The following is a 19,619-nucleotide window of genomic DNA, read 5'->3' on the forward strand; positions in this document are numbered from 1 at the left end:
CTAAACTTGTTAAGACCGAAAATCCAGTTATTTTTATTGAGCACAACGATTAACGCTATTTATCAAAACACAAAAGATTGATGAGATAAATTTAATTGCCAACATAACTATTAATTAAATCGTTACATTGTAAATTTGGGTTAACAGCAAATTAGATCCAATCTAAATTTGAGTTTAATTTACCAACCCAGTGAAAAAGCCCTTCTCCATCAACTCTTAACTAGAGTATGGGAATATTCCTGGCGAGCTGCAAAGTAGCATCGTAAAAATTGTGTACTGATTCGCATTTAATAGATAACAATGAAAAAACATGTGACCCATGTTTCATTTACATAAAAATAATGATTTTTTTTGAAGTACTCGTGGCGCTAAGCGCTAAGGGATTCCGAAGGTGCCCACTGGACACCTTGGCAAAAGAATGAGTTAGGAATTTACTTGAAGGGTAATTTGATGTCGCGGAACATCGCTTCAATGTCTTCATTGGAGCGCAGTGCGACCGCCGCATCCACCACATCACGTGTGAGGTGCGGTGCAAAACGTTGAATAAAATCATACATATAACTGCGCAGGAAGGTGCTACGTCTAAAGCCAATTTTGGTCGTACTATTCGTAAAGATTTCTGATGCTTCAATACGCACCAAATCGGGGTCTGCAATTGGGTCCACCGCCATGCTGGCAATTACTCCAACGCCCAAGCCTAAACGCACATAGGTCTTAATTACGTCAGCATCTGTCGCAGTAAAGACGATGCGTGGTGTTAATCCTGCGCGATTGAACGCGGTATCCAGCTCTGAACGGCCGGTAAAGCCGAAGGTGTAGGTCACGAGTGGGAAATCTGCCAGCTCTTCGATCGTCACATTCGATTTACCCGCCAGCGGATGGTCGGGCGTCACGACGATGGCGCGATTCCAGTGATAGCACGGCAGCATGATCAAATCGTCATAGAGATGCAGCGCTTCGGTGGCTATGGCAAAGTCGGCATTACCCTTTGAAACCGCCTCAGCTATTTGTGTAGGCGATCCCTGATGCATATGTAATGAGACGCGTGGATAACGTTCGATAAAGCCTTTAATCACGCCAGGAAGCGCATAACGCGCTTGCGTGTGCGTGGTCGCTACATATAACGAACCTTTATCTGGCCAGGTATGTTCACCGGCAACCGATTTAATCGCGTCAACTTTGGAGAGCACTTCGCGCGCAATCCGAATAATCTCTTCGCCTGCAGGCGTTACTTGCGTCAGATGCTTACCACTGCGCGCAAATATCTGCACGCCCAGCTCATCTTCTAACATACGGACTTGCTTACTGATGCCTGGCTGCGAGGTATATAAGCCTTCGGCGGTCGATGAGACATTAAGATTGTGATTAACCACTTCGACGATGTAACGCAACTGCTGCAATTTCATAGTTATATCTTCCTGGTAGCGACAGAGGTGCATTCCCGGCAGACGTGTTTCCGCCTTGATTGCGGTGAGGGAGGGAAAGCGAGTCAGCGAAACGAAAAGAGTTCTATAACTACTATATCAGTTAAAGGAAGAATGTAGAACGATTAGCTATAAGGATAAGAGAAAGGCCAGCGGATGCTGGCCTTGTGGGGAATTACTTCTTCACTTCCTGCCATTTGCCGTCAATATAGAACATTGACCAGCCAGTGGCTTTGCCATCCTTTTCGGAAGAGACATATTGCTGTTTCGTCTTGCGACTGAAACGCACCATCGTCTTATTCCCTTCCGGATCGGCGGCTGGCGCTTCTGACAGATATTTCAGCTTCTCTGGCAGACGGTCGGCAAAGCGTTGCAGCTCTTCCACCAACGGCGCGCGCGTTTCACGTGATTTCGGGAAGGTATTCGCGGCAAGGAACACGCCTGCGGCACCATCACGCAACACAAAGTAAGCATCCGATTTTTCACACTGCAGTTCTGGCAGCGGCACCGGATCTTCTTTCGGCGGCGCGACATCACCATTACGCAGAATCTTACGGGTGTTTTTGCACTCGTCGTTGGTACAGGCCATGTACTTACCGAAGCGCCCCATTTTCAGGTGCATCTCAGAACCACATTTCTCGCACTCAACAATCGGACCATCGTAGCCCTTGATGCGGAATTCGCCCTGCTCGATCTCGTAGCCGTCGCACTCTGGGTTATTTCCGCAGACGTGCAGCTTGCGCTGGTTATCGATCAAATAGCTGTCCATCGCGGTGCCACACTTCTGGCAACGACGACGGGCGCGCAGCGCGTTGGTTTCAGCATCATCGCCTTCCAGCACGTTGAGCACTTCATTTTCTGGGATCAGGTTGATGGTCTGCTTGCAGCGCTCTTTCGGCGGCAACGCATAACCCGAGCAACCGAGGAACACGCCGGTACTGGCGGTGCGAATTCCCATCGGACGGCTACAGGTTGGACAGTCAATCGACGTCAACACCATCTGGTTTGGCTGCATGCCGCCCTCTTCCGGATCTTTCTCAGCATCATCTAACTGCTGGCTAAAATCACTGAAGAAGGAATCGAGCACCGCTTTCCATTCGGCTTCATTATTCGCCACCTGATCGAGGCTATTTTCCATGCGCGCGGTGAAATCGTAATTCATTAGCTCGCGGAAATTAGACTCAAGACGATCGGTAACAATTTCACCCATTTTTTCAGCGTAGAAACGGCGGTTCTCAACACGCACGTAACCACGATCCTGAATGGTGGAGATAATCGAGGCATAAGTAGATGGACGACCAATGCCGCGTTTTTCCAGCTCACGGACCAGTGACGCTTCGCTAAAGCGCGCTGGCGGTTTGGTGAAGTGCTGACTTGGCATCAGCTCTTTAAGATCCAGCATGTCGCCAACATCAACTGGCGGCAGCGTCAGATCTTCATCATTTTTACGCAGCGCAGGCATCACGCGCGTCCAGCCATCGAAACGCAGCGTACGACCTTTGGCTTTCAATTTGAATTCAGCCGCGCCCACGGTCAACGTGGTGGAGTCGTACTGAGCCGGTACCATCTGGCAGGCAACGAACTGGCGCCAAATCAGCTGATACAGTTTCTGCGCGTCAGCTTCCATATCTTTCAACTGCTCAGCGACGATATTCACATCAGAAGGACGAATCGCTTCGTGCGCTTCCTGAGAATTCTCTTTGCTCGCATAGGTATTCGGCGCTTCTGGCAGATACTTTTTACCGAAGCTGCTCTCAACATAGCCACGCGCCATCGCCACGGCATCCTGGCTCAGGTTGGTGGAGTCGGTACGCATATAGGTGATGTGGCCCGCTTCATACAAGCGCTGCGCCATCATCATGGTCTTCTTCACGCCGAAGCCCAGACGCGTACTCGCTGCCTGTTGCAGCGTTGAGGTAATAAATGGTGCAGAAGGCTTGCTGCTGGTCGGTTTGTCTTCACGGTCCAGCACTTCGTAACGCGCTTTCTGCAAAATCGCCACCGCCGCGTGAGTTTGCTCACGATTAACCGGGCGGAACGCTTTGTCATTCTGATGCGTAACCTGCATAGCCAGATCGGCGCCTTTCGGCGTGGCGAAATCAGCATCGATTTCCCAATACTCTTCTGGTACGAAGGCTTTGATTTCGTGCTCGCGCTCAACCACCAAACGCACAGCAACCGACTGAACGCGACCGGCTGACAGGCCACGAGCAATTTTCTTCCACAGCAGCGGCGACACCATGTAACCCACCACGCGATCCATAAAACGACGCGCTTGCTGTGCGTTGACACGTTCAATATTGAGCTCGCCCGGCTTGTCGAACGCCTGACGAATCGCATTCTTGGTGATTTCGTTAAACACCACGCGGCTAAAGCGCTTATCGTCCCCACCGATCACTTCCCGCAGGTGCCAGGCAATGGCTTCCCCTTCGCGGTCAAGGTCGGTTGCGAGATAGATGTGGTCTGCATCGGCAGCCAGGTTTTTCAGCTCAGCGACAACTTTCTCTTTGCCCGGCAGAATTTGATAATCCGCTTCCCAACCATGCCATGGATCAACACCCATGCGGTTTACGAGTGCGGCTTTCTCATCCTTTTTTACCTTTTTTCCAGGTTTCGCTTTTTCCCCGTCGGCACTTTTACGGGCAGTTGAACCGCTGGTCGGCAAATCACGGATATGACCGACACTGGATTTCACCACGTAGTCATTACCGAGGTATTTATTGATTGTTTTGGCCTTTGCCGGGGACTCAACGATTACGAGTGATTTACCCATATGTACCTTTACCTAAATGAAACGTCCTGATAAACGGGAGAGAATTGGAGGTCCCAAAACCCAATGGGTTCAATATTGCTGCCAGCATTTCGCATTTCAAGGCAGCAGGGATAATCTCAGGTCAGATTGCGTCGACTTCTGCAACTTTATGATTAGGAGCGAGTTTTCCATCTGACAGAACCACACATCCGGGTGTGATCTCCCTGAAAGCTGAATCGCCCACACTCTACCTGATAAAATCCGTTACGCAACTTAATTAGCATTCTGCCTAATTTTGCGCCAGTTTTATGACGCAATGCTGATTTGCTGAACGCGATAGCTCGCAAGTAATATAGAAGGAGAAAAATGGCTGTCAAAAAAGAGGTGAAAAATGTCAGTGCCAACAGAATCTATTTCACGCCACGCGTTACTGGAAATAGCCAATCAGATGATCACGCAGCACGACAATTATTTTGTCGGATTAGAAGCTAATGACGTGATTCAGCAAGGTGAGGTTTTGGTGTTTCGCGGTCCCTATTTTCTCGATGATCAAGGCTTGCCTACGGCCAAAACCACCACGGTATTTAATGTGTTTAAACACCTCGCGGTCGAACTCTCCTCTCAATATCATCTGGCATAAAAAAGCCCGGCAATTGCCGGGCTCGGTTACAACAGCGGCTTCTCGCCGCGCTGCCAAATTTTCAGAATCAACCGCTCTGCCGCCAGACTGGCGCTGTTAGTAAAGCGATCCATCATTTTACGCTTACGTGCATAGTGCACGCCTAACACGGTGAAGCGATCCATATGCTTGATAATCAACGCATCACTGGTGCCGATTTCATCGATCAGACCTAAATCCAGCGCCTGACGGCCATACCAATGCTCGCCGGTCGCCACTTTATTCAGATCAAGCGACGGACGCATCTGCTGTACGAAATCCTTAAATAGCTGATGCGTTTCATTGAGATCTTCCTGGAATTTCTCGCGCCCTTCGTCGGTGTTTTCACCAAACAGCGTCAAAGTACGTTTGTATTGACCGGCGGTATGCAGTTCAACGTCAATATCGTTACGCTTTAACAGACGGTTGAAGTTAGGGATCTGCGCGACCACGCCAATCGAACCAATAATAGAAAACGGAGCGGCGACGATGCGATCCGCTACGCAAGCCATCATGTACCCGCCGCTGGCAGCGACTTTATCCACTACTGCTGTCAATTGCAGGCCGGCATCACGCAGGCGTTGCAGCTGCGAAGCCGCCAAACCGTAGCCGTGTACCACACCGCCTGGGCTTTCCAGACGCAGCAGCACTTCATCACCCGGCAGCGCAACCGCCAGCACCGCGGAGATCTCTTCACGTAATGAAGTGACTTCACTCGCGTCCATGCTGCCTTTGAACTCCAGCACATACAGCGTGGGCTTCAGCGTCTCGCTCACGCCCGCTTTGGCATTGCGTTTATCGGCTTTCGACTTTTGCTTCTCTTCTTTCTTATGCTGCTTGAGCCACACTTTTTGCGCCTGTGGCTTCATTTTGGCGAGCTGCAGATCCTCCTTCATCTCACGATAGTCATCATCAAGATGCGTCAAACGCAGCTGGCCGCTACTGTGACGTTTACGCAGCGCGGCATTAAGCACAATCAGAACAATAGCCGCGATCGCCACCACCACGGTGACGGCCTTAGCCAGAAATAATCCGTAACTGGAGAAAAAATCCATTCTGCCGCCTTATTAAACAGTAAATTACAACAGCTTCAAGTTTACCCGCTTTACGCGCTGTCGTCGCCTGAAATGCCCGCAGGCGGCACAGAATGCGAGGCTAAGCGATTGCACCGCGCGGCAAATTCAGGCATAAAGCCAAAAACCTCCTGACCCGAGCAAAGGACATCGCTGTGCATTATCAACCGAAAAGCGATCTGCTGGAAAATCGCATCATTCTCGTCACCGGCGCTTCCGACGGCATTGGCCGTGAAGCAGCGTTGACCTATGCGCGCTACGGCGCGCGCGTCATCCTGCTGGGACGCAACGCCGACTCGCTGCAGAAAACTGAGCAAGCCATCAACCAGTTAAACAAGCAGCCTGCGTCTTCTTTATTACTGGATCTGGCTGAAGCCACGCCAGAAAGCTGCCAGCAGCTGGCCGATCAGGTCGCTGCTCTGGTGCCGCGTCTGGATGGCGTGCTGCACAACGCCGGCATTCTGGGCGAGATTGTGCCGCTGGAAGAACTCGATCCGCAGATCTGGCGTGACGTGATGCAGATTAACCTTGATGCCACCTTCTATTTAACCCAGGCATTACTGCCGCTGCTGCTGCAATCGGATGCCGGATCGCTGGTGTTTACCACTTCCAGCGTGGGCCGCACCGGACGTGCCGGCTGGGGCGCGTATGCGGTTTCGAAGTTTGCCACTGAAGGAATGATGCAGGTACTGGCAGACGAGTATAAAAACCGTCATCTGCGAGTGAACTGCATCAATCCTGGCGGCACGCGCACCAAAATGCGCGCCAGCGCCTTCCCGGAAGAGGATGCCAATTTACTTAAAACCCCGGCTGATTTGATGCCGCTCTACCTCTATTTAATGGGCGATGACAGTCGTCGTAAAACCGGTACCAGCTTCGATGCGCAGCCGGGACGTAAAGCGGGGCCAGCAACCGCATGAGCGATCGCCATCAGCAACGTCAGCAGCGACTGAAAGAGCAAGTCGATGCCCGTATCGCCGCCGCCACCGAAACGCGCGGCATTTTGATGGTGTTCACCGGTAACGGCAAAGGCAAAACCACCGCCGCTTTCGGCACCGCCTTACGCGCCTGTGGGCACGGCAAAAAAGTGGCGGCGGTTCAGTTTATTAAAGGCGAATGGCCAAACGGTGAACGCAACTTGCTGGAGCAGCACGGCGTCGAATTTCAGGTGATGTCCACGGGATTTACCTGGGATACGCAGAACCGCGAGACCGATACCGCCGCCTGTCAGTTGGTGTGGCGGCAGGCGCGTCGCATGTTGGCCGATGACAGCGTCGATCTGGTGATTCTGGATGAAATCACTTACATGGTGAGCATGGATTATCTGGATTTAAATGAGTTGGTGGATGTGCTGAACCAGCGCCCTGCACAGCAAAGCGTGATCATTACCGGTCGCGGCTGTCATCGTACGTTACTGGATTTGGCGGATACCGTGACGGAAATGCGTCCGGTGAAGCATGCGTTCGATGCGGGAATTCAGGCACAGCAAGGAATAGACTGGTAAAACGCTGACGCCGCAAATTACGGCGTCAGGTTTCGCATCAGGAACCGCGTTTGGTGTTATTACGACGCGGATTGTTGCTCACCACACCGTGACGTTTTACCGCACGACGGATTTGGTTAGCCTTGGTGCGACGACGATCCTTTTCGACGGCAACTTTAGTCACCGTCTCTTCCGGCATACTGACTAACGTACGCAGATAGTTGACCGCAGGTAATTCCATCTCGATCCAGCCGCCACGTGGCAAGCCCTTCGGCAACTGGATATCACCGTAACGCACACGCATCAGGCGGCTAACCTGCACGCCGACCGCTTCCCATAGACGACGCACTTCGCGGTTACGTCCTTCGGTCAGCGTCACGTTGTACCATTGGTTAATGCCTTCGCCACCGGCAAACTTGATGGTTTTGAACGATGCCGGGCCATCTTCCAGCTGTACGCCTTTGCTCAGCTGACGGATTTTATCGTCATCGACTTCACCAAACACGCGAACTGCGTATTCACGCTCAACTTCACGGCTAGGGTGCATCAAACGGTTAGCCAGTTCACCATCAGTGGTGAATAGCATCAAACCGCAGGTATTCACATCCAGACGACCAACGGCAATCCAGCGTGAACCACGCAGACGCGGCAGACGATCAAACACGGTTGGACGCCCTTCCGGATCGTTACGCGTGCAGAGTTCACCTTCCGGTTTGTAATACGCGAGTACGCGGCACACTTCGGTTGCCGACTCAGCGATAGACACCAGATGGCCATCAATACGAATTTTCAGGGATTTATCACTTTCAACACGATCGCCAAGCGTCGCCAGTTTGCCGTCAACGCTGACGCGTCCGGCTGAAATCATGGTTTCGATTTCGCGACGCGAACCGTGACCGGCGCGCGCTAATACTTTCTGTAATTTTTCGCTCATGGAGCCTCGTTGTCGCCTTCCCAGGCGTCGTGGTAAGAAGAGGTACGATACAGGGATTACCAATTCCCATATCAGAATCTGTTACCGCTCTGCATCGCTGCTGCAATCTCAGACGGCCCGCGATTTTACACTAACGCAAGTTTTGTTAACACCTTTTCCTTTGCTGCCGATAACAGAGGGTCCGTTAAAAACGGCTTAATTAGCACCACGACAATAAACATTCAGCTGACTGATAGATCGATCTCCTTTTCGTCATCAGCATTCACGCCAAGTCACTGAAATATTGTTACTTGCCGCTTACCGTTCCCGCCTGAATCTGCGCCCGACTTAAGCCACCTGATACATTAGCGCTTCGCAATACTGCCAAGGCAGTATTGCGCGCCACGCTTAAGGATAATCGCAAACTTTAAATCTAATTAAAAAAGACAAAACAGCATAAAAAACTATTTAATGGCGTTAAATAAGCCCTTTTCTGGCAATAAATGTAAATTGATAGTTTATTGGCACTACAGGTTGGATTAAGTCTGTATTTTTGTATTTTTTGATTAATATTAAATTTGATGAATTGTTCTGAAGAAAAAACTGTGTAAAATTTAAGCCTGAAATCCAGTGAGTCGTCATAATAACATAGCTCTTATTTACTATTTATATTCGTTCAACTAACAAACCATTAACGAACACTGTGTAATTTCACTGATATTATAAACCGGCGCGCGCGGGATTTGACGCGTTTATTCATTTACGGAATGAATTTAATTTGCATGTCGAAAGTCTTCACCAGGGATTTTACGGACATGCTTTAATGAAGATCACTGCCATGAAAACCTCTCTGCTTTGGCCTGCGCTTGCTGCGCTGGCACTGAGCGGTTGTTCCGTGGGCCACACTGAGTACAGTCGTACTGCGATGCAACACGTTGATATGAGCGTGACAGGCATCCCTACTGTGCTGGGTTTGGGCATCCTCGGCACAACCATTCCTTTGACGCCAGAATACAGCCTGACGGCAGCGCACGTGGCAAAAACCGCCGTGCAACGTGTGAAGGCTTATCATCCCTATTGCGACGTCGCGATTATTTATCATAAGAACAGCCCAGAAACGCTGGCTAAATTCCGCAGCGGTGCGATTGGTGAACCGATTAAAATGTACGGTTACAGCTTTATTTCCGCTATGCCGGTGGAATCGAGCGGCGTTAATTTAGCGCGCACCGCAATTACCAATAAATGGAATAAAAAGCCCTGCATGGCGATGGCATCAAATGCTGGTGTTGTGCAAGGAATGTCAGGTGGCGCGGTATATAATGCTGACCAAACTATTGGCGGCGTGATTGTCGGTTACAGCCACGAAATATCTAACGTGCGCAGCAAGAAAGTCATCTTAAAAGATGTCTCTCTCTATATTCCGTACGGGGATTTCAAAAATTGGCTGGAATCCAATATTGGTCAGACGCAGAACGCCACGCCTGACCATGCATGATTACTCGAACGGGCGGGTGTCACCGACGCCTTCGCGCACCACTACTGGCGCATCGCTGGTGAGATCGATCACCGTGGTCGGCTGCTGTCCCAGCGTACCGCCATCGATGATCAGATCCACCAGCTTGCCAATGCTGTACTGAATCTCTTCCGGATCGGATTCGGTAAAATCATTGCCCGGCAGCATCAGCGAAGTCGACATCATCGGTTCGTTGAGGCGCTCCAATATTGCCAGCGCTACCGGATTCGACGGCACGCGCAGACCGATAGTTTTACGTTTGTCATTCATCAGACGACGCGGCACTTCTTTGGTCGCCTTCAAAATGAAGGTGTAATTGCCCGGCGTGTTATTTTTCAGGATGCGAAACGCGGAGTTATCCACCTGCGCATATGTCGACAGCTCCGACAAATCGCGACACATCAGCGTGAAGTTGTGATTGCCATCCAATTGGCGAATGCGACAAATGCGCTCCATGGCATTTTTCTCTTCCAGACGACAACCCAGCGCATAGCCAGAATCGGTTGGATATACAATCACGCTGCCTTTGTTCAGATAATCAACGGCCTGATTCACCAGGCGCGGCTGCGGATTGTCGGGATGAATGTGAAAATATTGACTCATAAAAACCTCATATCACCTGTCTGCAACAGCAATGCTGGGCGCCAACTCGGGGAAGCGTTCCCAAACCGGCTCCACGCCGCCCGGTAACCATAACTTGCGTCCCAGTTCTATCCACGGACAAGGTTGGTGAAAATCTGATCCCTGCGACCCGGCTAACTGATGGTCGCGCGCATAGGTTGCCAGCTGCGTGCGCTCGTTTGGCGCTTGCTGACACTGCGCGACTTCCATGGCATCGCCGCCCACGTCGGCAAAATGCGCAATCAGCCGCTTCAACCATTTAGCCGACAAACCATAACGACCGGGATGCGCCAAAACGGCATAGCCGCCAGAATGATGAATAGCATCAATGGCTTGTTTAATTGTACACCATTGCGGAGGCACGTAGCCGGTTTTCCCGCGCGCCAGATAATTCTTGAACACCTGCGCCATATTATCGGCTTTGCCAATCTCCACCAGATAACGCGCAAAATGGCCACGTGTAATCAGGCCGCCTTGCGCCAGACGTTGGGCTCCGGCCAGCGCATCAGGAATGCGCGCGCGCTCAAGGCGTTCGGCAATCTGCTGCGCGCGATCCACACGTGTCTGATGCTGCTGCGCGAGGAATTCAGTCAACGCGGGATGCTGGCAATCGACATTCAGCCCCACAATGTGGATTTCGTGGTTTTCCCATAAGGTTGACGCTTCTAAACCGGCTAGCACGCGGATCGGCAGATCCTGTTGCACCACTGCTGCCTGCGCTTCTGCCACGCCCGCCACCGTGTCGTGATCGGTGATCGCCAGCACGCCGACTTTCATCTCAACCGCACGCTGCACCAGCGCGGTTGGCGTTAATAAGCCGTCAGAAGCCAGCGTATGGCTGTGTAAATCATAAAGGGGAAAACGAGCGATGTCCGACAAGATAACTCCAGCAACTGCATAAACCGGCAGGCATGATAACGATTTTGTCCCTGGCTGAAAAAGGGTATTGACATTTTTCGTCCGAACCAGTTAACTAGTACACAAGTTCACACGTAACGGGTATTTAATCATGACTATTTTCGGTACGCTTTTAAATGGTTGGTGGCGCGAAGATCCCTTTATCGGGCGACATCGTCGTGCACAACTCGCGTAACCGCAGTGCAGATTGATACCTAAGCCCGCCACCGAGCGGGCTTTTTTTTGAGCGAAATTCAGAGAATCCATTATGGCTATTGCGAAACCTACATTGAAGTTGATAACCGGTACCGCGCCCTACCGCGAAGATCCGGCCGCAGTGTTTCATCAGTTATGCGGCGCACGTCCAGCAACTCTGCTGCTTGAATCCGCTGATATCGACAGCAAACAAAACCTGAAAAGCCTGTTAATCGTCGATAGCGCGCTACGCGTCAGCGCGTTGGGCAACATCGTCACCATCAAAGCGCTGTCGGAAAATGGTCGCGCCATCTTGCCGCTGCTGGACGAGGCGCTGCCACCTGAAGTGCGCATCGATGTGCGCCCCGATGGCCGCGAGCTGCATTTCACTCAGCCGCAAGGTATGCAGGACGAAGATTCGCGCCTGAAGGCCCTTTCTGTGTTTGATGCGCTGCGCCTGATTCCGCAACTGGTGAACAGCCCGGAAGAAGAGCGTGAAGCGATGTTGCTCGGTGGATTGTTCGCTTATGACTTAGTCGCGGGTTTCGAAGATCTGCCAGAGCTGCGCAACGAACAGCGTTGCCCGGATTACTGCTTCTATTTGGCCGAAACTTTACTGGTGATCGACCACCAGCAACGCACGGCGCGTCTGCAGGCCAGCTTGTTCAGCCCATCGACCAGCGAGTTCCAGCGCCTGCAAGGCCGCATTGAACAACTGCGCGGCCAGATGACGCAAGCTGCGCCCGCATTGCCGGTCCAGCGCGTCGAGCAAATGACGCTGAGCACCAGTCAAAGCGACGAAGAGTATTGCAACGTGGTGCGTGAGATGCAGGAAGCGATTCGCATCGGTGAAATCTTCCAGGTTGTCCCTTCACGTCGCTTCTCGCTGCCGTGCCCTTCTCCACTGGCCGCTTACGACACGCTGAAAAACAGCAACCCAAGCCCTTATATGTTCTTTATGCAGGATCAGGACTTCGCATTGTTTGGCGCCTCGCCAGAAAGCTCATTGAAATATGACGCGACCTCGCGCCAGATTGAGATCTACCCGATTGCCGGCACACGCCCACGTGGCCGCCATGCTGATGGCTCGCTGGATCGCGATCTCGACAGCCGCATCGAACTGGAAATGCGCACCGACCATAAAGAGATGGCCGAGCACCTGATGCTGGTGGATTTAGCGCGTAACGATTTGGCGCGCATCTGCGTGCCGGGCAGCCGCTACGTGGCTGACCTGACCAAAGTGGACCGCTATTCGTTCGTGATGCATCTGGTGTCACGCGTGGTCGGCACGCTGCGCGCAGACCTCGACGTGCTGCACGCGTACCGCGCCTGCATGAACATGGGCACGCTGAGTGGCGCACCTAAAGTGCGTGCGATGCAGCTGATAGCCGGAAAAGAAGGCACACGTCGCGGCAGCTACGGCGGCGCAGTCGGCTATTTCACCGCTAACGGCGATCTGGATACCTGCATCGTTATCCGCTCTGCGTGGGTCGAAGACGGCGTCGCCACCGTGCAAGCCGGCGCTGGTGTGGTGCTGGATTCACAGCCACAGGCAGAAGCGGACGAGAGCCGCAACAAAGCGCGCGCGGTATTGCGTGCCATCGCAACAGCCCATCACTGCAAGGAGATTTTCTGATGGCCGATATCCTGCTGCTCGATAACATCGACTCCTTTACTTACAACCTCGTTGACCAGCTGCGTACCTTCGGCCACAACGTGGTGATTTACCGCAACAACGTGCCCGCTGAAGTGCTGATTGAACGCCTGCAGCAGATGGAAAATCCGATTCTGATGCTGTCGCCGGGTCCGGGCGCGCCGAAAGATGCCGGTTGCATGCCAGATTTACTGCAAGCGCTGCGCGGCCGCCTGCCGATTATCGGGATCTGTCTCGGTCATCAGGCGATTGTTGAAGCTTACGGCGGACATGTCGGCCAGGCCGGCGAGATCCTGCACGGCAAAGCGTCTTCTATTACCCACGATGGCGAAGGCATGTTCGCGGGCCTGAGCAATCCGCTGCCGGTGGCACGCTATCACTCGCTGGTCGGCAGCAATACGCCAGCCGAATTGACCGTTAACGCCAGCTACAACGGCATGGTGATGGCCGTGCGCCACGATGCCGACCGTGTGTGTGGCTTCCAGTTCCACCCCGAATCCATTCTCACCACTCAGGGCGCGCGCTTGTTAGAACAGACGTTGGCCTGGGCGCTGGCGAAGTAATAGGGAGATTATGATGCAAACTATTCTGGAAAAACTTTATCAGTCCGAGACGCTGAGCCAGGGCGAAAGCCACCAGCTATTTAGCGCGATTATCACCGGTCAGCTGGAGCCAACGCAGTTAGCCGCCGCGCTGATCGCCATGAAAGTCCGAGGCGAGCGTCCGGAAGAGATCGCTGGTGCCGCTTCCGCGCTGCTGGCCGATGCGAAACCGTTCCCGCGTCCGGATTACACCTTTGCCGATATCGTGGGTACCGGCGGTGACGGCAGCAACAGCATCAATATTTCTACCGCCAGCGCCTTTGTCGCGGCAACTTGTGGCCTGAAAGTGGCGAAGCACGGCAATCGCAGCGTCTCCAGCAAATCTGGATCTTCCGATCTGCTGGCAGCATTTGGCATCAATCTGGATATGCCTGCTGAACAGGCACGCCAGGCGCTGGACGATCTCAACGTCTGCTTCCTGTTTGCCCCGCAGTATCACAGCGGTTTTCGTCACGCGATGCCGGTACGTCAGCAGTTGAAAACCCGTACGATCTTTAACGTGCTGGGGCCGCTGATCAATCCCGCGCGTCCACCACTGGCGGTGATTGGCGTTTATAGCCCGGAGCTGGTGCTGCCGATCGCTCAAACGCTGAAAGTGCTCGGCTATCAACGTGCCGCCGTGGTACACGGCGGCGGCATGGATGAAGTGGCGCTGCACAGCCCAACGCAGGTCGCTGAGCTGCGTGATGGCGAAATCACCGGCTATCAGCTGACGCCAGAAGACTTCGGTTTTGGCTTCCATGATAAAGACGCGTTGGCAGGCGGCACGCCGGAAGAAAACCGTGACATTCTGACCCGTTTACTCCAGGGTAAAGGCCAGCCCGCCCATGAGCAGGCGGTTGCGGTGAACGTCGCAATGTTACTGAAAGTGTTCGGAAATGAAGATTTGCGCGACAACGCACAACGCGCCATCGCTGCCATTCGCAGCGGACAGGCCTACGAGCGCGTTGTCGCTCTGGCAGCGAGAGGATGAGATGAGTATTAAGGGCACTGTTTTAGAGAAAATCGTACAAGATAAAGCCGTCTGGGTTGAAGCGCGCAAAGCACAGCAGCCGCTGGCCACCTTCCAGAACGATTTGCAGCCTGCGGAACGTCATTTTTACGATGCACTGCGTGGCTCACGCACCGTATTCATCCTGGAATGCAAAAAAGCCTCGCCTTCCAAAGGGCTGATTCGCGAGGATTTCGATCCCGCGACTATTGCTGGCGTTTACCGTCATCACGCTTCTGCGGTATCGGTGTTAACCGATGAAAAATACTTCCAGGGCGATTTTGCGTTCCTGCCGATTGTCAGCGCCGCCATCACGCAACCGGTGTTGTGCAAAGACTTCATCATCGATCCGTACCAGATCTATCTGGCGCGCCATTATCAAGCCGATGCCATCCTGCTGATGTTGTCGGTGCTGGATGATGAGCAATATCGTCAGCTCGCCGCCGTGGCGCACAGCCTGAAAATGGGCGTTCTGACCGAAGTAAGTAATGAAGAAGAGATGGAACGTGCCATCGCGCTGGAAGCCAAAGTCGTCGGCATTAATAACCGCGACCTGCGCGACCTGTCGATCGACCTGAACCGCACACGTCAGTTAGCGCCGCGTCTCGGACATGGCGTCACCGTCATCAGCGAATCCGGCATCCACAATTACGCGCAGGTACGTGAATTAAGCCACTTCGCTAACGGCTTCCTGATTGGCTCCGCGCTGATGGAAGAAGCGGATCTCACCGCTGGCGTTCGTCGCGTGTTGCTTGGCGATAACAAAGTCTGTGGCCTGACCCGCGCTGAAGATGCGCGTGCAGCGCAGGAAGCTGGCGCCATTTACGGTGGCTTGATCTTCGCTGAAGGCTCGCCGCGTAAAATCAGCATTGAGCAAGCGCAGTTGGTTCAGGCTGCTGCCCCGCTGAAGTATGTTGGCGTGTTCCGCAACAATGCTTTAAGTGACATTGTCACGCTTGCGGAGACGTTAAAACTGGCCGCAGTACAATTGCACGGCGATGAAGATCAGGCGTTTGTCGCACAACTGCGTCAGGCGCTGCCAGCAGACACTAAAATCTGGAAAGCGCTGAGCATCAAAGATCACTTACCTGCGCGCGACTGGCCGCACGTCGATCGCTACGTGTTCGATAACGGCCAGGGCGGCACCGGCCAGCGTTTCGATTGGTCACTGCTGCAAGGCCAGGATCTCAGCAACGTATTGCTGGCCGGGGGCTTAAGCGCTGACAACTGCGTTGAAGCCGCGCAGTTGGGCTGTGCCGGCCTCGATTTCAACTCCGGCGTAGAATCTGCGCCAGGCATTAAAGATGCCAGCAAAGTCGCGGCGGTATTCCGCACGCTGCGCGCCTATTAATTTCGCTTGCCCGCCATCGCGCGGGCCGAATAAGGAAGATGAAAAAATGACCACGTTATTGAATCCCTATTTTGGCGAGTTTGGCGGCCAATATGTGCCGCAAATCCTGATGCCAGCCTTGCGCCAGCTGGAAAATGCGTTTGTTGAAGCGCAGCGCGATCCCGAGTTTCAGGCCGAGTTTACTGACCTGCTGAAAAACTACGCTGGACGCCCAACGGCTTTGACGCTGTGTAGCAACCTGACCAAAGGTACCAAAACCCGCCTCTATCTTAAGCGTGAAGATTTGCTGCACGGTGGCGCGCACAAAACCAATCAGGTGCTGGGTCAGGCGCTGTTGGCCAAGCGTATGGGCAAAAACGAGATCATCGCGGAAACCGGTGCCGGTCAACATGGTGTCGCATCAGCGTTAGCCTGTGCCCTGCTGGGTATGAAGTGCCGCATCTATATGGGCGCGAAAGATGTTGAACGTCAGTCACCAAACGTATTCCGTATGCGTTTGATGGGCGCGGAAGTGATTCCAGTGCATAGCGGCTCAGCCACGCTGAAAGATGCCTGTAACGAGGCGCTGCGCGACTGGTCTGGCAGCTATGAAACCGCGCACTACATGCTCGGCACCGCCGCAGGCCCGCACCCGTTCCCGACGATCGTACGTGAATTCCAGCGTATGATTGGCGAAGAGACCAAAGCTCAGATTCTGGAGCGCGAAGGTCGTCTGCCCGATGCGGTGTTAGCCTGCGTGGGCGGTGGTTCGAACGCTATCGGCATGTTCGCTGACTTCATCGAAGAAGAAAGCGTTGGCCTGATCGGTGTTGAGCCGGCGGGTCACGGAATCGAAACCGGTGAACACGGTGCGCCGCTTAAGCACGGTCGCGTTGGGATCTACTTCGGCATGAAAGCGCCGATGATGCAGACCGAAGAGGGGCAGATTGAAGAATCCTACTCCATCTCGGCGGGTCTGGACTTCCCATCGGTGGGACCTCAACATGCGCATCTGAACAGTATCGGCCGCGCAGAATATGTTTCGATCACCGATGATGAAGCGCTCAGCGCCTTCAAAGAGCTGTGCCGTGCTGAAGGAATTATTCCTGCACTCGAATCCTCACACGCGCTGGCACATGCGCTGAAAATGATCCGCGAGAATCCGGAAAAAGAGCAGCTGCTGGTAGTTAACCTTTCCGGACGCGGCGATAAAGACATCTTCACCGTTCACGATATTTTGAAAGCCAAGGGAGAGATCTGATGGAACGTTATAATCAGCTGTTTCAACGTCTGTCGGCGCAGAAAGAAGGCGCGTTTGTCCCCTTCGTTACCCTCGGCGATCCATCACCTGAACTGTCGCTGAAAATAATCGATACTTTGGTGGAAGGCGGTGCGGACGCGTTAGAGCTCGGAATTCCGTTCTCGGATCCGCTGGCCGATGGCCCAACTATTCAGGGCGCGACGCTGCGTGCCTTTGCTTCCGGCACCACCGTGGCGCAGTGTTTTGAAATTCTGGCGACCGTGCGTCAGAAATATCCCGACCTACCGATTGGCTTGCTGATGTACGCTAATCTGGTGTTCAGCAAAGGTATCGATAACTTTTATGCGCAGTGTGAAGCGGTGGGCGTCGATTCCGTGCTGGTTGCTGATGTGCCGCTGGAAGAGTCTGCGCCGTTCCGTCAGGCTGCCATGCGCCACAATGTGGCACCGATCTTTATCTGTCCGCCAAATGCCGACGATGAACTGCTGCGTGAGATTGCTGCGCACGGTCGCGGTTATACCTATCTGCTGTCACGCGCAGGCGTCACCGGTTCAGAAAATCGCGCCAGCCTGCCGCTGCACCACCTGATCGAAAAACTGCGTGAGTTTAACGCTGCGCCACCTCTGCAGGGCTTTGGTATCTCTGAGCCTGGCCAGGTGAAAGAAGCGATCGCTGCGGGTGCGGCGGGCGCTATTTCCGGCTCGGCGATTGTGAAAATCATTGAGCGTAATCAGAATGATCCGGCAACGCTGCTCAGCGAGCTGAAAGCCTTTGTTAGTAGCCTGAAAGCGGCCACTCGCTAAAATCCTTCAGGGCCTTATTCCCGTGCGGATAAGGCCTTTTTACCGTCATAAACCTCCCCCGCTCATTTTCTCGGCCACTCTCAGCTTTTCATACCCGGCTAAAACTGGGATTGGATCAATAAGTGGCAAAAATTCCCTATTTCTCACTTTTTCGCACGTGCCGATTTGCCGATTTCGCATCGCCAGACCACAATTAACTGCGCCGCCCCATTGCGGCGAAACATCATCTAAGACAGGGAGATAACCAATGAATTTTTTTAAAGTCGTTGCAGGATTTATGATGGCTGCGGTAATGGCGCTGGCTCTTAGCGCGTGTGCCCCCACAGCAACCAAAGAAGGCACTGGCGGTTACATCGACGATACCGTGGTAACCACCAAAGTTAAGGCTCAGCTGTTGAATGACGAGTCGCTGAAATCGACCGAAATCAATGTTGAAACCTTTAAGGGTAAAGTTCAGCTGAGCGGTTTTGTCAGCTCACCGCAGATGGCTAATCGCGCTGTTGCCGTAACGCGTAGCGTGGCAGGCGTGAAGTCTGTGGTTAACAATATGCAGATCAAATAACACAACGGGCGACCTTCTGGTCGCCCGCTTCATTTCTGCTTGCCGATTAGAAACGATATCCCGCTCCAAAGAAGAACACCCACGGATCGATACGCGTGTTGATGTTTTGCTGCTCACCACCGGCTTTGAATTTCACTTCGGTATCAATGTCCATGTACCACAACGATGCGTTCAGCATCCAGTCGCGGTTGATTTGATAATCCAGACCAACCTGGCCCGCCATGCCCCACGAGTCTTTCACGCTCAGGTCGCTTAAGCCGGCATCCTGTCCAGTTTGGTTGAATTTGGCATCATAGAAGGTGGTGTAGTTAATACCAACGCCCACATACGGGCGAACTTTGCTTTTGCTATCAAAGAAATAGTACTGCGCCATTAAGGTTGGCGGCAGCTGGCGCACGGTAGCCAGATTTCCGGTGGCGCCCAGTCCAACCTTATGACGGAACGGTGTGGCGGCCAGCAGCTCAACGCCGATGTTATCCGTCGCCATATAGGTAAAAGTTAAACCCAGTTGCGTATCGTTGCTGACGTTAAAGCCGCCCATACCCAGCACATTGTCAGAGCCTTCGGTCGGACGGACGGTGGCGCTACCTGCGCGCATAAAGAAATCACCGGCTTCATGAGCCAGAGCCAGTTGCGGAATTGCCAGCGCCATCAGCAGTGCGCATTTTGCCAGTTTCATAATCACTCCTTTGCCAAAAAAGATGGGTCTCGATGTTGAATGCGGCACAACATTTACCCCTTTTTTGGTAAAAGATCATCTGCATCAACCTAAATTAATCACTTAAAAAACAATGGATTGATTCAGATCAATTTTGGCCTTACACCGCGTAATAAAAGTCCGCTTGCGAAAATTTTCCGCCGTGATTATTTTACCTTTCCCCTGTGTG

At 53.0% G+C, this 19,619-nt stretch carries 16 protein-coding genes, 1 pseudogene and 1 other annotated feature; of the genes and pseudogenes, 10 read left to right on the forward strand and 7 right to left on the reverse strand.

The genetic code is table 11. From position 1 onward, the window contains the following. Positions 1 to 431: 431 nt before the first annotated feature. The gene (cysB, locus tag VIJ98_RS10335; RefSeq protein ID WP_007892425.1) at positions 432 to 1,406 is read right to left on the reverse strand and encodes an HTH-type transcriptional regulator CysB; all 975 of its coding nucleotides are present in this window, start codon (positions 1,404 to 1,406) and stop codon (positions 432 to 434) included. Between the two features lie 193 nt (positions 1,407 to 1,599). Continuing rightward, complete coding sequence (topA, locus tag VIJ98_RS10340) at positions 1,600 to 4,197, reverse strand: type I DNA topoisomerase (protein ID WP_154156298.1); 2,598 nt, start codon at positions 4,195 to 4,197, stop codon at positions 1,600 to 1,602. A gap of 370 nt (positions 4,198 to 4,567) precedes the next feature. On the opposite strand from topA, the gene VIJ98_RS10345 reads away from it, so the two are divergent. Further along, on the forward strand, positions 4,568 to 4,816 hold the full coding sequence (locus tag VIJ98_RS10345; protein WP_154156300.1) for a DUF2498 family protein: 249 nt from the start codon (positions 4,568 to 4,570) through the stop codon (positions 4,814 to 4,816). 26 nt (positions 4,817 to 4,842) lie between these two features. Here VIJ98_RS10345 and sohB read toward each other — a convergent pair whose 3' ends face one another. Next, positions 4,843 to 5,889 (reverse strand): protease SohB, encoded by a 1,047-nt coding sequence (gene sohB, locus VIJ98_RS10350; protein WP_323273829.1) that lies wholly within the window; start codon positions 5,887 to 5,889, stop codon positions 4,843 to 4,845. A 173-nt stretch (positions 5,890 to 6,062) separates the two neighbouring features. Here sohB and VIJ98_RS10355 point away from each other — a divergent pair, with 173 nt between their 5' ends. Together VIJ98_RS10355 and cobO are read left to right on the forward strand one after the other, a co-directional pair. Beyond that, entirely contained in the window at positions 6,063 to 6,827 is a 765-nt protein-coding gene (locus tag VIJ98_RS10355) for a YciK family oxidoreductase (RefSeq protein WP_323273831.1), read from the forward strand. Further along, positions 6,824 to 7,411 carry a cob(I)yrinic acid a,c-diamide adenosyltransferase gene (gene cobO / locus VIJ98_RS10360; protein WP_323273833.1) on the forward strand — a complete coding sequence of 196 codons (588 nt, stop codon included), beginning with the start codon at positions 6,824 to 6,826 and terminating at the stop codon, positions 7,409 to 7,411. The genes VIJ98_RS10355 and cobO overlap by 4 nt, the downstream gene beginning before the upstream one ends. Before the next feature lie 37 nt (positions 7,412 to 7,448). Here the strand turns inward: cobO and rluB are convergent, their stop codons facing one another. Beyond that, entirely contained in the window at positions 7,449 to 8,324 is an 876-nt protein-coding gene (rluB, locus tag VIJ98_RS10365) for a 23S rRNA pseudouridine(2605) synthase RluB (protein WP_008106535.1), read from the reverse strand. An 817-nt stretch (positions 8,325 to 9,141) separates the two neighbouring features. Here rluB and VIJ98_RS10370 point away from each other — a divergent pair. Further along, a complete protein-coding gene (locus tag VIJ98_RS10370) occupies positions 9,142 to 9,798 on the forward strand; it encodes a serine protease (protein ID WP_175501684.1) in 657 nt (218 codons plus the stop codon). Here VIJ98_RS10370 and VIJ98_RS10375 read toward each other — a convergent pair whose 3' ends face one another. Beyond that, entirely contained in the window at positions 9,799 to 10,419 is a 621-nt protein-coding gene (locus tag VIJ98_RS10375; protein ID WP_008106539.1) for an L-threonylcarbamoyladenylate synthase, read from the reverse strand. A gap of 12 nt (positions 10,420 to 10,431) precedes the next feature. After that, complete coding sequence (gene rnm, locus VIJ98_RS10380) at positions 10,432 to 11,316, reverse strand: RNase RNM (protein ID WP_061718779.1); 885 nt, start codon at positions 11,314 to 11,316, stop codon at positions 10,432 to 10,434. 154 nt (positions 11,317 to 11,470) lie between these two features. Beyond that, positions 11,471 to 11,579, forward strand: a sequence feature (Trp leader region). Positions 11,580 to 11,602: 23 nt separating this feature from the next. On the opposite strand from rnm, the gene VIJ98_RS10385 reads away from it, so the two are divergent. From VIJ98_RS10385 to VIJ98_RS10410, 6 genes and pseudogenes are all read left to right on the forward strand, one after another. Continuing rightward, positions 11,603 to 13,165 carry an anthranilate synthase component 1 gene (locus tag VIJ98_RS10385; RefSeq protein ID WP_008106546.1) on the forward strand — a complete coding sequence of 521 codons (1,563 nt, stop codon included), beginning with the start codon at positions 11,603 to 11,605 and terminating at the stop codon, positions 13,163 to 13,165. Beyond that, positions 13,165 to 14,758: pseudogene (trpD, locus tag VIJ98_RS10390) on the forward strand (bifunctional anthranilate synthase glutamate amidotransferase component TrpG/anthranilate phosphoribosyltransferase TrpD). Before VIJ98_RS10385 ends, trpD begins: the two are co-directional and overlap by 1 nt. A 1-nt stretch (position 14,759) precedes the next feature. Next, positions 14,760 to 16,127 (forward strand): bifunctional indole-3-glycerol-phosphate synthase TrpC/phosphoribosylanthranilate isomerase TrpF, encoded by a 1,368-nt coding sequence (gene trpCF / locus VIJ98_RS10395; protein WP_154193585.1) that lies wholly within the window; start codon positions 14,760 to 14,762, stop codon positions 16,125 to 16,127. Positions 16,128 to 16,173: 46 nt separating this feature from the next. Further along, positions 16,174 to 17,367 (forward strand): tryptophan synthase subunit beta, encoded by a 1,194-nt coding sequence (gene trpB / locus VIJ98_RS10400; protein WP_007892408.1) that lies wholly within the window; start codon positions 16,174 to 16,176, stop codon positions 17,365 to 17,367. Next, entirely contained in the window at positions 17,367 to 18,170 is an 804-nt protein-coding gene (trpA, locus tag VIJ98_RS10405; RefSeq protein WP_008106554.1) for a tryptophan synthase subunit alpha, read from the forward strand. The genes trpB and trpA overlap by 1 nt, the downstream gene beginning before the upstream one ends. A gap of 247 nt (positions 18,171 to 18,417) precedes the next feature. Continuing rightward, entirely contained in the window at positions 18,418 to 18,732 is a 315-nt protein-coding gene (locus VIJ98_RS10410) for a BON domain-containing protein (RefSeq protein WP_008106555.1), read from the forward strand. A gap of 46 nt (positions 18,733 to 18,778) precedes the next feature. Here VIJ98_RS10410 and ompW read toward each other — a convergent pair whose 3' ends face one another. Next, complete coding sequence (ompW, locus tag VIJ98_RS10415; RefSeq protein ID WP_008106557.1) at positions 18,779 to 19,411, reverse strand: outer membrane protein OmpW; 633 nt, start codon at positions 19,409 to 19,411, stop codon at positions 18,779 to 18,781. Between the last annotated feature and the right edge of the window lie 208 nt (positions 19,412 to 19,619).

It is taken from the genome of Pantoea sp. S18 (assembly GCF_045689705.1).
GTDB classification, from domain to species: domain Bacteria; phylum Pseudomonadota; class Gammaproteobacteria; order Enterobacterales; family Enterobacteriaceae; genus Pantoea; species Pantoea symbiotica.